This window comes from Streptomyces sp. NPDC005262 (assembly GCF_042872425.1).
GTDB lineage: Bacteria > Actinomycetota > Actinomycetes > Streptomycetales > Streptomycetaceae > Streptomyces.
The window spans coordinates 213,126-226,467 of the sequence record NZ_JBIAKK010000005.1; the positions used below are offsets into that span (position 1 = coordinate 213,126).

Genomic DNA, 13,342 nt, shown 5'->3' on the forward strand with positions numbered 1-13,342 from the left:
AGCAGGTGAGGGGTCGCACTCCATGGGAGTGCGGCCCCTCGTCGTTTCACGTGAAACAGGCTCCGTGGCCGGTGGTCAGCGGGTGGCCCCGGTGACGATCCACTTGCCCGAGCGGGTCCGCAGCCAGAGCGTCACCATGCGGACCATCATCATCAGGGTCATCGCCCACCACAGAGCCGTCAGCCCCCCGCCGATCGTGGGCACGAGCAGGGCGACCGGGGCGAAGACGGTCAGGGTGATCAGCATGGCCCAGGCGAGGTAACGGCCGTCCCCGGCGCCCATGAGCACACCGTCCAGGACGAAGACCACGCCGGCGATCGGCTGGGAGAGCGCCACCACCAGCAAGGCCGGGATGAGTGTGTCCTGCACTGCTCCGTCACCGGTGAACAGCGGGATGAACAGGGGCCTGGCGAGCACGATCAGTGCCCCGAGCACCACGCCCGAGGCAATGCCCCACTGGACCATGCGACGGCATGCCGCACGTGCGCCCTGGGTGTCATTGGCTCCCAGATACCGGCCGATGATGGCTTGCCCGGCGATGGCTATGGCATCGAGGGCGAAAGCCATCAGGCTCCACAGGGAGAGGATGATCTGGTGTGCGGCGATATCGGTGTCGCCGAGGCGTGCGGCGACGGCGGTGGCGATCATCAGTACGGCACGGAGTGACAGCGTACGGACGAGCAGAGGGACGCCGGCCTGTGCGCTGGCTCGGATCCCTGTCGCGTCGGGGCGCAACGAGGCCCCGTGCCGACGCGCCCCCCGTACGACCACGATCAGATAGGCGGCAGCCATCCCGAACTGGGCGGTCACCGTGCCCCAGGCCGATCCGGCGATGCCGAGCCCGGCGCCGTAGACAAGACCCGCGTTGAGGGCGCCGTTGGCCGCGAAGCCGCCAATGGCGACATAGAGCGGGGTTCTGGTGTCCTGCAGGCCGCGGAGTACACCGGTTGCGGCCATCACGATGAGCATGGCAGGGATGCCGAGACTGGATATCCGCAGATAGGTGGTGGCGTACGGGGCAGCGGTATCGGAGGCGCCGAAGATCTCGACGACCCAGGAGGCCGAGGGAAGCGTCACGGCTATGACGGCGACACCGAGGAGCAGAGCCAGCCAGATGCCGTCCATGCCCTGCCGTATCGCGGAAGCAAGATCGCCCGCACCTACCCGCCGGGCGACCGCTGCCGTGGTGGCGTACGCGAGGAAGACGAAGATGCTGACGGCCGTGGTGAGGAGTGCCGCGGCGACTCCCAGACCGGCCAGTTGCGGTGTGCCCAGATGGCCGACGATGGCGCTGTCGACCATCACGAAGAGGGGCTCGGCGACGAGTGCGCCGAAGGCGGGGACGGCCAGCGCGATGATCTCGCGATCGTGCCGTCGACGGCTGGAGTGCGAGGTCGCCGGAGCCAGGGTCATGGGCGCAATCTAACCTTCCACAGGTAACAGATGCAAGGTCAGAGTGATCCTTACAATTGCTGGCGCGCCGTGTTCTTCTGGGCGTGGTTTGCTGCGATCTTGTGCCGAGTCCGAAAGTTTTTCTCCCCCACAGCCCGTGGATGGAGAAAGGGCAGGTCAGAGCCGTGATCATGGTGGCGTTATGAGTTTGTCCACAGTGCTGTCCCCCGCTCCGTGCACAGGTTCTGCGGAGTTCTCCACAGCATCTGGTCCGTCGTCCACATGCCCTGTGGATAACCAGATTGGCTGACGGTGCCGGGCCGCCTACCGTGGACCGGCGCCCACACCCCGTTTCAGCCCTGGAATCCCCCAGAACTCGACGTGATGGAACCGGAGTCGAGCGTCTCGATTGTCGGTGCTGTGCCGTAAGAAGGAGTGGCACGGCGAGGGTCCGCGGAGCGGACGGGAGGAGGTGGCCGGTGAGCATTCCCGAGCCTTTGGACGACCCCTGGACCGACACCGGTCCCAGTGACCGTCTGCCTGTCTCCCGCCAGCGTCGCGGTGACAGCCGGGACCGTGGTGAGCAGCACGACCGCGGCCGGGAGGGCGGCGGCTGGGACGGTGGATCGCCCGGCTTCGAGCGCGTACCTCCGCAGGACCTCGACGCCGAGCAGTCGGTTCTCGGCGGCATGCTGCTGTCCAAGGACGCCATCGCCGACGTCGTGGAGATCATCAAGGGGCACGACTTCTACCGCCCCGCTCACGAGACCGTCTTCCAGGCGATCCTCGATCTCTATGCCAAGGGTGAGCCGGCCGACCCGATCACGGTCGCGGCCGAGCTGGTCAAGCGTGGCGAGATCACCAAGGTGGGCGGCGCTCCCTATCTGCACACTCTCGTCCAGTCGGTGCCGACCGCTGCCAACGCCTCGTACTACGCGGAGATCGTCCACGAGCGGGCGGTCCTGCGGCGGCTCGTCGAGGCCGGCACGAAGATCACGCAGATGGGATACGCGGCCGACGGGGACGTCGACGAGATCGTCAACTCCGCGCAGGCCGAGATCTACGCCGTCACCGAGCAGCGCACCAGTGAGGACTATCTGCCGCTCGGCGACATCATGGAGGGCGCACTCGACGAGATCGAGGCGATCGGATCGCGCTCCGGTGAGATGACCGGTGTACCGACCGGCTTCACCGACTTCGACGCGCTGACGAACGGCCTGCACCCGGGTCAGATGATCGTCATCGCGGCACGTCCGGCCATGGGTAAGTCCACGCTGGCCCTGGACTTCGCCCGGGCCGCTTCGATCAAGCACAACCTGCCCAGCGTGATCTTCTCCCTCGAAATGGGGCGCAACGAGATCGCGATGCGTCTGCTGTCCGCCGAGGCGCGGGTGGCGCTGCACCACATGCGCTCGGGCACGATGACCGACGAGGACTGGACGCGGCTGGCCCGCCGGATGCCGGACGTCTCGGCCGCCCCGCTCTACATCGACGATTCGCCGAACCTGTCGATGATGGAGATCCGGGCGAAGTGTCGTCGTCTGAAGCAGCGGAACGACATCAAGCTGGTGATCATCGACTATCTGCAGCTGATGCAGTCCGGTGGTTCGAAGCGGGCCGAGAGCCGTCAGCAGGAAGTCTCGGACATGTCCCGAAACCTCAAGCTGCTGGCGAAGGAGCTGGAGCTGCCGGTCATCGCGCTGTCCCAGCTGAACCGTGGCCCTGAGCAGCGCACGGACAAGAAGCCGATGGTGTCCGACCTGCGTGAGTCCGGCTCCATCGAGCAGGACGCCGACATGGTGATCCTGCTGCATCGCGAGGATGCGTACGAGAAGGAGTCGCCACGAGCGGGCGAGGCGGACCTGATGGTGGCCAAGCACCGTAACGGTCCGACGGCGACGATCACCGTGGCGTTCCAGGGCCACTACTCACGCTTCGTGGACATGGCACAGACCTGAGGCGTGCCCGGCGGATCATCGCCGGTTTTGTGACCTGTGTGTTCCCGGTGGGCCGTGTGTGACGTACCGGGGCCGGGACTGCTCGGGGGCGTCGCAGCCATGCCTGCCGCGTTCGCCGACATGGTCACTCCGTCGGGATGGTCCGCGTGACGATCGTCTCCACCAGCCGGTCCAGGTCACGGTCGGCGGTGCCGCCGCCGGTGAGCAGGCCGGGCAGGGTGAAGTGGTCCAGCAGCAGGCCCGTCATGGCGAGGTAGAGCACGAGGAACGCGTCGGCATCGCCCGGCAGACCGGCGTCCCGGTGGAAGCGGGCGTTCGCGTCCAGGTCGGCGCGAACAGTTCGGTTGAGGTGGTCGCGGAGGGCCGGCCGACGGGTGGCCTCCAGGCGCAGTTCCAGCATGGCGAGATAGCCGCTGCGGTCATCGGCCATGCGCTGCACCAGCCACTGCATCAGCTCGGTGACCAGCTCGCGAGAGGGCGTCGGGCGCATGGCCTCCTCGACCCTGACCGGGTCCGGTGTCATCCGGTCGGTGATCCGGGCGCCGGTCTGCATGAAGAGATCGTCCCGACTGGCGAAGTAGTTGGACGATGTGCCCACAGGGACGCCCGCCCGCGCGTCGACCGCGCGGAAGGTGAGTCCTCGCGCGCCCTCGTGCGCCAGCACCTCGATGGCCGCGTCGACGAGCGCCGTCCTGCGCTCGGGGTTCCTGACCATGCGTATCCCCGCATCCTTTGGCTCATCGGTGAAAAGGGATTGCTCGACCACTACATATGAAGCACTATGAGTGTAGTGGTTGAGCATCCGCCAGCCCACGTCGAACGGGGACGTCGTGCGAAAGCTGACCTACTTCATTGCCTGCTCCATCGACGGCTTCATCGGGGACCCGGGCGGCGACGCGTCGTCCATGTACCCGTTCGTGAACGAGGAGTTCATCGAGTTCCTCACATCCCAGTATCCGGAGACGGTTGCGGCCGAGGGCCGCCGCCAGCTCGGCTTTCACGATGCCGCGAACCAGAAGTTCGACACCGTGATCCAGGGGAGGGCCAGCTACCAGTTGGCGCTGGACATGAACATCACCAGTCCGTATGCGCAGCTGCGTGAGCTCGTGGCCTCGCGGACCCTCAAGGAATCGCCCGACCCGAACGTCGAGCTCATCTCGGACGATGTGGTCGGCAGGGTGCGGGAACTCAAGGCGGAGGACAGCGAGCTCGGAATCTGGCTCTGCGGTGGCTCACAGCTCGCGGGGGAGGTGCTCGACGAGATCGACGAACTTGTGATCAAGACGTATCCGCTGGTCTATGGATCGGGCATGCCGATGTTCGGATCGGATTTCGCGGCCACCGAGTTCGCGCTCGAGTCGGTGCGCATCTTCGACAACGGGGTGCTGGTCAGGACCTACAGCCGCAAGCGTTGACCTGTTGGCCCCCATACCGCGAAATGGGGTCGCCACGGAGCGGCTGCGCCGGTACTTGTTGACCATGACCTATCACTCGGAAGAACTGCTTCCCGGCACGCAGCGCGCGCTGCTGCACCGCATCGCCACCGCGCAGGCCGAAGGCCGCGCACCCTCACTCGTCGCCGCGGTGCAGCGTCAGGGCCAGGTCGTCTGGAGCGGCTCCCGCAGCTGCGTCGACGACCATGCCCCTGACGCCGATACGCAGTTCAGAATCGGCTCCCTCACCAAGACCTTCACCGCCGTGCTGGTTCTGCGGCTGCGCGACGAGGGTCTGCTGGATCTCGACGACCCACTGGAGAAGCATCTGCCGGGCACGGGCGTCGGCGGTGTCACCGTCCTTCAGCTGCTCGGTCACAGTGCCGGACTGGGCGCCGAGTCGCCCGCACCCTGGTGGGAGCGGACGCCGGGCACACTGCGCCCCGAACTCGCCGATGTTCTCGGCGAGCAGACCCGGATGCATCCTCCGGGCCGGCGCCATCACTACTCCAACCCCGGCTACACCCTGCTCGGTGCGCTGATCGAGTCGGTGCGCGGGGCATCCTGGGCGGAGGTGCTGGAGCGCGAGATTCTGGAGCCGCTGGGCATGAGCCGTACTTCCACCCAGCCGCAGGCGCCGCATGCGGGTGGCTGGGCGGTGCACCCCTGGGCCGATGCCTTGCTGCCCGAACCTGCCGAGGACCTCGGCCTGATGGCTCCGGCAGGGCAGCTCTGGTCCACGGCCACCGACCTCCTGCGGTTCGCCTCCTTCCTCGCCGAGGGGGACGACCGGGTTCTCGGCGCCGCCTCGGTGGAGGAGATGCGCGCGCCGTCGGCGCCGCCCGAGTCCGGTGACTGGCAGGGAAATTACGGTCTCGGCCTGCAGGTCGTACACGAGAACGAGCGCACCCTTCTCGGGCACACCGGTTCGCTGCCGGGCTTCCTGGCAGCGCTCTGGCTCAGCACCGAGGACGATGTGGCTGCGGTGGTGCTCACCAACACCACCTCGGGACTGTTCGTCGGTGAGGTCGCCGCGGACCTCGTGGGGATCGTCGCCGATGCCGAGCCCCGCATTCCGGAGCCCTGGCGTCCGCTGGCCGAGGTCGACGCGGAACTCCTCGCCCTCACCGGTACCTGGTACTGGGGCACGCGTCCGAACATCCTGCAGCTGACCGCGGACGGGGGGCTGACACTGCAGCCGCTGCGTGGCAGTGGTCGCGGCGCTCGCTTTGTCGAGCAGCCTGACGGCAGCTGGATCGGACTGGACGGGTACTACGCCGGGGAGACGCTCCGCATCGTCAGGGCCGGAGACGGCAGCGTGACCCACCTCGACCTGGGATCGTTCGTCTTCACGCGTGAACCGTACGACCCTGCATCCGTCGTCCCCGGTGGGGTGGACGCCGAGGGCTGGCGAGGCCTCGACGCCTGAGTGCGACGCCGGCACGGCCCGGTGTCGCGGGCATGAGGTTTCACGTGAAACGCGAAGCGTGGTGACCGAGGCCGCCGACGCCGACCGCTCAGGCCGTCAACTCCCTGTCCAAGGGTGTACGGAAGCGCGGAGTGATCCGCGTTTCACCCACCCATTCCGACAGCCGGGACGCCTCCGCCTCGATCGCGGTGGTGGCCTCCTGGCCGACGTCGGTCAAGAGTCGCCACATCAGTTCACCGTCGGCGCGCTGAGCCCAGCCGCCCACGACCCGGCCGTTCCACCACACCGTCGGTCCGACATTGCCGGCACGGTCGAACAGGGCCGCCCGGTACTCGGCCGGCAAGTGGAAGCCGCGATCGGCCCAGCCCATCGCGCTCGGGTCGAGGGCCGGGAGCAGCGCCGCCCAGGGCTCCGGGAGCGGTTCGGGCTCCGTGTCCCCCGGCGAGACCCAGCCTGTCGCGCCGTTGTCCAGCCGAACCTCCTCGGCTCCGGCGGCTTCCAGCGCCCGGCGTACCTGGCCGAGGCCCCAGCCCGTCCACCACTTCAGGTCGGCCTCGGTCGCGGGGCCGTACGAGCGGAGCCAGCGCAGGGCCAGTTCGGCCTGTGCCGCTGCGGGGTCACGGGCGGGCCAGGGCTCGGCTGCCGTCCATCGGAACTGGCTGGAGGTCCAGGAGCCGCGCGGCCTGTCCCTGCGGATCAGACCGTCGGCCGCCAGCACTCGTATGACGCGTGTGGCGACGCCCTGCACCGTCTCCTGCTTCTTGCCGGGAAAGACCGTGATCTTCGTGCGCAGCGCCGGTACGGCGGCGGACAGCTCACTGCCGGTTGCGGAGCCACGAGCCGTCAGGACGGCGAGCGTCTCCTTCTCGGTCTCGGCGAGCCAGTGCGCGTCGAGTCCGTTCCCGTCGTCCCGCAGGTGCTTGAGGAAGCTCCGGCGCTCCTTGGCGGCCACGGCCCGGGCGTTCGACGCGTCGACGTACGGAGCGAGCCCGTGCGACACGCTGAAGAGGGTGTTGCGCATGGAGAGCAACCGGACCAGGGAGACGTCCTCGTACAGAGCCCGTTCCACCGCGCCGACGCTTGCCTCGGACAGCCGGGCGCAGACGGAGAGAAAGACCGTGGCCGCGTCGGTGGCGTGCAGGGCCACGACCGCGTCTGCCACGGACTCCGCGGACGCTGACCGCACCGAGGGAGCCAGGAGATGGCGCCGGCCGAGCCTGGACCGGCGCTGTGCGTCGCTGATGCCGTGCACCGGGGACCTCCTTCGGTCCTTGGAATTCCACCTTCGGGCTCCGAGCGCGGTCAGAGGGCGAGCTTGAAGCCCACATGACTGGCGGTGAACCCTAGTCGCTCGTAAAAGCGATGCGCATCGGTCCGGGTCGCGTCGGACGTCAGCTGGACCAACTGACAGTCCTGGCGCCGGGATTCGTCCACGGCCCACTGGATCAGCCGAGTGCCGAGGCCGCTCCCGCGCTCGTCGGCATGGATACGGACGCCCTCGATGATCGAGCGTGTCGAGCCGCGCCGGGACAGTCCGGGGACCACGGTCAGTTGCAGGGTCCCCACGACGACGCCGTCGCGTGCGGCGACGACCAGATGCTGGTTCGGGTCGTCGGCGAGCCGCTGGAACGCAGCGCGGTACGGGGCGAGGTCGTCCGGTGACTCGCGCTGTGCGCCCAGGGGATCGTCTGCCAGCATGGCCACGACGGCCGGGATGTCGGTGAGGGCGGCAGGCCGTATCTCCAGATGGCTCATGATCGGCAGACTACGCAGATCACGCGGCGCGCGCGGGGACCTTCAGCTCTTCCACTGCCCTGACGAGGGGTGCCAGCTCGGGATTCCTGGCGGCCTCGTCGAGTGCGGCACGCAACGCCTTGTCATTGGTCGGCCGAGCCCCGGCGAGAAGGGTGAGGCCGGCTTCGGTGACATCCGTGTAGATGCCGCGGCGGTCGGTGTCGCAGAGATACCGGGTCAGCAGACCGCGGTCCTCGAGACGGGTGACCAGGCGGGTGGTGGCGCTCTGGCTGAGCACGACGGCGTCCGCGACCTGCTTCATCTGGAGATGGCCGCCCGGGCCGTTGTGCTGCCGGCTCAGGACGTCGAGCAGGGAGTACTCCCGCACGCTGAGGCCGTGCCCGGACTGCAGGGCCCGTTCGATGCGGGCCTCGATCTTGCCGTGGAGCAGAGAGAGGGCGCACCAGCCCTGGGAGAGGGCGGTCAGTGCGGGATCCGTCGCTGTCATGGTCTCTCCTCCGTGCGGGAGCTGCTTCCGTCCAGGATAGGGGACATCTGCAATAGCCCGCGTTTGCAATTAACCAGCGTCTGCAATTATTGTCGACGCTTGTAAGGCGCAGACGCAATCTTTTGGGAAGGAAACCCATGCCGCTCGCGCTCCTCGCCCTCGCCATCGGGGCATTCGGTATCGGCACCACCGAGTTCGTGATCATGGGGTTGCTCCCCGAGGTTGCTGTGGATTTCCAGGTCTCGATCCCGACCGCAGGGTTCCTGGTCACGGGCTACGCCCTCGGTGTCGTACTCGGCGCCCCGCTGATGACAGTCCTCGGCACCCGGGTCACCCGCAAACGCATGCTGATGCTCCTGATGGGGCTGTTCATCTTCGGCAATGCGGTGTCCGCCCTAGCCCCCGTCTTCGGCGTGATGCTCGCGGGACGGGTGATCGCCTCTCTCGCCCACGGCGCCTTCTTCGGCATCGGGTCGGTCGTCGCGGCCGATCTGGTCGCCCCGCAGAAGAAGGCCGGCGCGATCGCCACGATGTTCACCGGGCTCACCGTCGCCAATGTCGTCGGCGTACCGCTGGGCACGTACATCGGGCAGAGCGTCGGGTGGCGCACCACGTTCTTCATCGTTGCGGCCCTCGGAGTCGTCGGCCTCCTCGGTGTGGCCAAGCTGGTTCCCGAGCAGCCGAGGGCAGAGGGCGTACGGCTCCGCCACGAGCTGGCCGCGTTCCGCAATGTGCAGGTGCTGCTCGCCATGGCGATGACCGTCCTGGGCTTCGGCGGTGTCTTCGCCGCGATCACCTACATCACGCCGATGATGACCGAGATCGCCGGCTACTCCGCGTCCTCCGTCACCTGGCTGCTGGTCCTTTTCGGGCTCGGCATGGTCGGGGGCAATCTGCTCGGCGGCAGGTTCGCCGACCGCCACCTGATGCCGCTGCTGTACGTGTCGCTGGGCGCCCTCGCCGTAGTCCTGTCCCTGTTCACCCTGACCGCCCACAACAAGATCGCGGCAGCCGTCACCATCGTTCTGATCGGTGGTCTGGGCTTCGCGACCGTACCGCCGCTGCAGAAGCGCGTGCTCGACCAGGCCGCGGGTGCCCCGACCCTCGCCTCCGCCGTCAACATCGGCGCCTTCAACCTCGGCAACGCACTGTCGGCGTGGCTCGGCGGCATCGTCATCGCGGCGGGCCTCGGATACACCGCACCCAACTGGGTCGGCGCCGCGCTGGCGGCATCTGCCCTGGCCCTCGCCGTCCTCTCCAGCGGCCTGGAACGCCGGACGGTCACGCACAGCCGACGCGTCGCCGGTCACTTCCCCGAGCCGGTCGCGGTCACCGAAGCCCGGCGCTGACAGCCCCACAGCCACCACACGTACGTACGCCCCATCGCACCAAGGAGATATCCCTCATGACCACCACCCTCTCGCCGGCCGCCGTCACTCCGCTGACCATCGAGGACGCGGAAGCGCTCGTCGCCACTGCTCGCACCGCCGCAGAGGCGGCCGGTGTCACCGCTGCCGTCTCGGTCCTCGACGCGGGCGGTCACCTGCTGGCTTTCCGGCGCGACGACCGGGCCGTTCTCATCGCGGGCGAGACCAGCACCCGCAAGGCGTACACGGCCCTCCAGCTCGGTGCCCCGACCGCCGACCTCGTCGACGCGGTCCAGCCGGGCGGGCTCTTCCACACCCTGCCGACCGCCCTTGACCGGCCGCTGCTCTTCATCGCAGGCGGGGTGCCGGTCTTTCGCGACGGCCGACTGATCGGTGCCGTCGGCGTGGGCGGCGGCGCACCCGAGCAGGACCACGGCTTCGCGACAACTGCCGTGGAGGCGCTCGCCCAGCCGGCGAATTGACCCGCAGACAGCGAAAGCGCATGAATGTCCGTCCCCAAGTGCCTGGAGAACTTCGGCACAGGGGGCGGACATTCGCGGCTGCGCGGGCGGACCACGCCTCGGCCGGCCCGGTAGGTGTCAGCCCGTCGCGACAGTCAGCGGCGCGAAGCGACGAGTCCAGTCTCCCGGCAGCCCAGGGGCCCGGTAGGTCATCACCGTGGTGAACGAACCGGCTTGCAGACCACACTCCTTGAGCAGGCTCAGCAGTTCCTCGTGGCGTGCGTCGATGTCCAGACGAAGGGGGCGGTCCGTCGCCTTCCCGAGCGAGGTGACAAGCGCCATCGCCGTGTCGGTGTCCCGGGCGATCAGCGGACCGACCGCATGGGTCTGCTCACTCGGCCAGATCGCCGCGTATCCCACCAGCTCGCCGTTGTGCTCCGCGACCCGCAGATGGTCCGCGAACGCCGGCAGCCGGGCGAGAATGTGCGTCCGGTCGGCGCCGAAGATCTCCGCGTCGAGCCGGAGCATGGCATGCAGATCCCCGGCGGCGGCCGGGCGGACGGTCACAGCACCCGCTGTCGAAACGCCGCCGCTCGATGCGTCGCTCGGCCGGAAGTGCCCGATCACTCGCTCCGCCCGCCCCACCGTTTCGAAGCCGAGCTCTTCGTAGAGCGGCCGCCCGGGCTCCGTCGCGTACAGGCTGAGCGAGGTCTTCCCGGTCGCCTCGATCACATGACGCATCAGACGACGGGCGATTCCCTGCCGTGCGTACCGTTCGGCGACGAGCAGCATGCCGACGGCGGCGAAGCCCTGACCGTAGGAGGTCACCACACAGGTGGCCATCAGGCCTTTGCCCTCGGGGTCGTCGATGCCGTAGCCCGTCCCCGCGGACAGGAGCAGGCCCCATCGGTGCTCATCACGCGGCCAGCCGCGGTCCTCGCAGAGATCGGCGCAGGGGACCAGGTCTCCCCGGGTGAGGCGCCGGACGGGTGCGTCGGCGTGCGGACGGGGCAGTGGGCTGGGCATGAGGTTCAGGCTGTCCGACGCACTGATCGCTCGTCCACCGCTTTACCGGAACTGGCCGAGACGCGCAGCCGTCGGCCGCGCCGGGTCGGCCCCCATGGCTTCAGTATCGAGACCGCGGTGATGAAGAGATACGTGGCTGTTGCCACGGAAGGCGCGACGACCAGATTGATGTCGACGACGCGGTGTGCCGCCGCCTCGTTGATGCCCGGCCGCAGCGAGAAGATCGACAGGGCCGTGGTGATCAGAGTGAGCCAGAACTTTGTCCAGACCCAGCGGTGTCTGGCCAGGCCCCACGGGGTGCCGAGCGCCAGCACGAGACCGCTGAGGAGCGAGATCAGGGCGACGGGCACGACCAGCCAGTCCCCGAAGATCTTCATGGCGCGGGTCGCGGCCTGTGCGGTGGTGGTGTCGCCGGTCAGGAAGGCCGTGATCCCGAGCGTCAGCAGGCAGACGGTGAGGCCCAGCCAGCTGACGGAGACCGCGACATGGGCGACCAGGAGACTTCGGCGAGCGGGGCGCTTGAGTGGTTTCACGTGAAACACGGTGCCTGGCAAAGGGCAGTTGGGCGTCCGACAGCGGGAGTATCCGTGCGTACGTGCTTGGGCGTACGTGGTGCCTTCGTGCCGCACTCTCCGGGCGGGCGCCGTGGGTCGAAGCCGTGCCCGGGTACAGCCATGGGGCAAAGGAGCGTAACGGGAAACGCGGTTCGGATACCCGGACTTCCCGTTATTTGTCCGACCCCGAGTCGACACGGGCATGCTGGGACGAGGGGCCGCACGCGGTGGCTGCGAGCACTGTCCGCACGCAAGGCGACCAGAAGATGTTCGAGGCGAGGCACAGTTATGGACGCTCAGGCCACCATGCCCGGCGACGAAACTCTCAGATCTCCCGACGCGACCCTGATCCACCGCACGCTGACGGAGATCGCCCCTGTCGCGGACCAGGCCACCTCGTACTTCTACGCCTTGCTCTTCGTTCGCCACCCCGAACTGCGCGCCCTTTTCCCGGCTGCGATGGACACCCAGCGAGACCGTCTCATGCGGGCGATCCTGACGGCCGCCGACCGCATGGACGACCCCGATGCGCTGACCGAGTACCTCGGCGGACTGGCCAGAGGGCACCGCAAATACGGCACCCTGCCCATGCACTACCCGGCAGTCGGAGAGGCCCTCCTCGGCGCCCTGAGCCGCTACGCCACCACGTGGGACGGGGCGGCCGAAGCGGCCTGGATCCGCACCTACACCGCGCTGTCGCAGATCATGATCGACGCGGCTGCCGAGGACGAGGAGCGAGCGCCCGCCTGGTGGGTCGCGGAGATCGTCTCCCATGACCTCAGAACGCCCGACATAGCAATCCTCACGCTCCGTCCCGACCAGGCGTACCCCTTCCTGGCCGGCCAGTACACCGCCCTGGAGACCCCGTGGTGGCCGCGGATCTGGCGGCATTACTCCTTCGCCACGGCGCCACGGCCCGACGGCCTGCTCACGTTCCACATCAAGGCGGTTCCGGCGGGCTGGGTCTCCAACGCCCTGGTGCACCGGGCCCGCCCCGGCGACGTCCTGCGGCTCGGCCCGCCCGCCGGCTCGATGACGGTCGACCACACCACCCACAACGGTCTGCTCTGCCTGGGAGGTGGCACAGGCATCGCACCTATCAAGGCGCTGGTCGAGGACGTCGCCGAACACGGGGACCGGCGCCCGATGCGGGTCTTCTACGGCGCACGCAGCGACCGCGACCTCTACGACATCGACACGATGCTGCGGCTCCAGCAGACCTTTCCCTGGCTCGCAGTCCGCCCGTTGGTCTCCGGCGGGTCGCGCGGGGGACTGAAGGGCCTGTTGCCCGACGCGGTACGCCGGCTCGGCCCGTGGCACGAGTACCACGCCTATCTCTCGGGCCCGCCGGGGATGATCCGCAGCGGCGTGGACGTACTCACAGACATCGGCATGCCGCCGGAGCGCATCCGATACGACGCCGTCGGGGAGCTGGCACCCACGACGGGCCCGGCCTGAACACGAGCCCGTCGTAGCAGGA

The 13,342-nt window shown here is 68.5% G+C and carries 13 protein-coding genes; 6 read left to right on the plus strand and 7 right to left on the minus strand.

Annotated features, from left to right (window positions below; genetic code table 11):
• Positions 1-75: 75 nt before the first annotated feature.
• Positions 76-1,413, minus strand: a complete 1,338-nt coding sequence (locus ACFYP5_RS16180) for an MATE family efflux transporter (RefSeq protein ID WP_389035750.1) — start codon at positions 1,411-1,413, stop codon at positions 76-78.
• 476 nt (positions 1,414-1,889) lie between these two features.
• On the opposite strand from ACFYP5_RS16180, the gene dnaB reads away from it, so the two are divergent.
• Positions 1,890-3,350: a replicative DNA helicase gene (gene dnaB, locus ACFYP5_RS16185; RefSeq protein ID WP_389036182.1), complete on the plus strand. Its 1,461-nt coding sequence runs from the start codon at positions 1,890-1,892 to the stop codon at positions 3,348-3,350.
• Positions 3,351-3,474: 124 nt separating this feature from the next.
• On the opposite strand, the gene ACFYP5_RS16190 is transcribed toward dnaB, so the two are convergent.
• The gene (locus tag ACFYP5_RS16190; RefSeq protein WP_389035754.1) at positions 3,475-4,065 is read right to left on the minus strand and encodes a TetR/AcrR family transcriptional regulator; all 591 of its coding nucleotides are present in this window, start codon (positions 4,063-4,065) and stop codon (positions 3,475-3,477) included.
• 115 nt (positions 4,066-4,180) lie between these two features.
• On the opposite strand from ACFYP5_RS16190, the gene ACFYP5_RS16195 reads away from it, so the two are divergent.
• Positions 4,181-4,765, plus strand: coding sequence for a dihydrofolate reductase family protein (locus ACFYP5_RS16195; RefSeq protein ID WP_389035757.1), 585 nt, complete (start codon positions 4,181-4,183; stop codon positions 4,763-4,765).
• A gap of 64 nt (positions 4,766-4,829) precedes the next feature.
• Positions 4,830-6,212, plus strand: a complete 1,383-nt coding sequence (locus ACFYP5_RS16200) for a serine hydrolase domain-containing protein (protein ID WP_389035760.1) — start codon at positions 4,830-4,832, stop codon at positions 6,210-6,212.
• A gap of 88 nt (positions 6,213-6,300) precedes the next feature.
• Here ACFYP5_RS16200 and ACFYP5_RS16205 read toward each other — a convergent pair whose 3' ends face one another.
• Genes ACFYP5_RS16205 through ACFYP5_RS16215 form a run of 3 tightly spaced genes read right to left on the minus strand, consistent with a single transcriptional unit; the run spans position 6,301 to position 8,454 of the window.
• On the minus strand, positions 6,301-7,464 hold the full coding sequence (locus ACFYP5_RS16205) for a winged helix DNA-binding domain-containing protein (protein WP_389035763.1): 1,164 nt from the start codon (positions 7,462-7,464) through the stop codon (positions 6,301-6,303).
• 50 nt (positions 7,465-7,514) lie between these two features.
• The gene (locus ACFYP5_RS16210; RefSeq protein ID WP_389035766.1) at positions 7,515-7,967 is read right to left on the minus strand and encodes a GNAT family N-acetyltransferase; all 453 of its coding nucleotides are present in this window, start codon (positions 7,965-7,967) and stop codon (positions 7,515-7,517) included.
• 19 nt (positions 7,968-7,986) lie between these two features.
• Positions 7,987-8,454 carry a MarR family winged helix-turn-helix transcriptional regulator gene (locus ACFYP5_RS16215; RefSeq protein WP_389035769.1) on the minus strand — a complete coding sequence of 156 codons (468 nt, stop codon included), beginning with the start codon at positions 8,452-8,454 and terminating at the stop codon, positions 7,987-7,989.
• Between the two features lie 137 nt (positions 8,455-8,591).
• Here ACFYP5_RS16215 and ACFYP5_RS16220 point away from each other — a divergent pair, with 137 nt between their 5' ends.
• Positions 8,592-9,803, plus strand: a complete 1,212-nt coding sequence (locus ACFYP5_RS16220; RefSeq protein ID WP_389035771.1) for an MFS transporter — start codon at positions 8,592-8,594, stop codon at positions 9,801-9,803.
• 56 nt (positions 9,804-9,859) lie between these two features.
• Positions 9,860-10,303, plus strand: coding sequence for a heme-binding protein (locus ACFYP5_RS16225; protein WP_389035774.1), 444 nt, complete (start codon positions 9,860-9,862; stop codon positions 10,301-10,303).
• 117 nt (positions 10,304-10,420) lie between these two features.
• On the opposite strand, the gene ACFYP5_RS16230 is transcribed toward ACFYP5_RS16225, so the two are convergent.
• Positions 10,421-11,308, minus strand: coding sequence for a GNAT family N-acetyltransferase (locus tag ACFYP5_RS16230; RefSeq protein ID WP_389035777.1), 888 nt, complete (start codon positions 11,306-11,308; stop codon positions 10,421-10,423).
• Between the two features lie 5 nt (positions 11,309-11,313).
• Positions 11,314-11,841 (minus strand): DUF2269 domain-containing protein, encoded by a 528-nt coding sequence (locus ACFYP5_RS16235; RefSeq protein WP_389035779.1) that lies wholly within the window; start codon positions 11,839-11,841, stop codon positions 11,314-11,316.
• Between ACFYP5_RS16235 and ACFYP5_RS16240 the strand changes: the two genes are divergently transcribed.
• On the plus strand, positions 11,794-13,320 hold the full coding sequence (locus tag ACFYP5_RS16240) for a globin domain-containing protein (RefSeq protein ID WP_389035782.1): 1,527 nt from the start codon (positions 11,794-11,796) through the stop codon (positions 13,318-13,320). The genes ACFYP5_RS16235 and ACFYP5_RS16240 overlap by 48 nt on opposite strands.
• The last annotated feature ends 22 nt before the right edge of the window (positions 13,321-13,342 follow it).

Coding starts and splice junctions, on each gene's coding strand:
- ACFYP5_RS16230 (WP_389035777.1), bottom strand. CDS start 11,308: ATGCCCAGCCCACTGCCCCGTCCGCACGCCGACGCACCCGTCCGGCGC.
- ACFYP5_RS16215 (WP_389035769.1), bottom strand. CDS start 8,454: ATGACAGCGACGGATCCCGCACTGACCGCCCTCTCCCAGGGCTGGTGC.
- ACFYP5_RS16180 (WP_389035750.1), bottom strand. CDS start 1,413: ATGACCCTGGCTCCGGCGACCTCGCACTCCAGCCGTCGACGGCACGAT.
- ACFYP5_RS16190 (WP_389035754.1), bottom strand. CDS start 4,065: ATGGTCAGGAACCCCGAGCGCAGGACGGCGCTCGTCGACGCGGCCATC.
- ACFYP5_RS16220 (WP_389035771.1), top strand. CDS start 8,592: ATGCCGCTCGCGCTCCTCGCCCTCGCCATCGGGGCATTCGGTATCGGC.
- ACFYP5_RS16200 (WP_389035760.1), top strand. CDS start 4,830: ATGACCTATCACTCGGAAGAACTGCTTCCCGGCACGCAGCGCGCGCTG.
- ACFYP5_RS16240 (WP_389035782.1), top strand. CDS start 11,794: ATGGGCGACCAGGAGACTTCGGCGAGCGGGGCGCTTGAGTGGTTTCAC.
- ACFYP5_RS16225 (WP_389035774.1), top strand. CDS start 9,860: ATGACCACCACCCTCTCGCCGGCCGCCGTCACTCCGCTGACCATCGAG.
- ACFYP5_RS16210 (WP_389035766.1), bottom strand. CDS start 7,967: ATGAGCCATCTGGAGATACGGCCTGCCGCCCTCACCGACATCCCGGCC.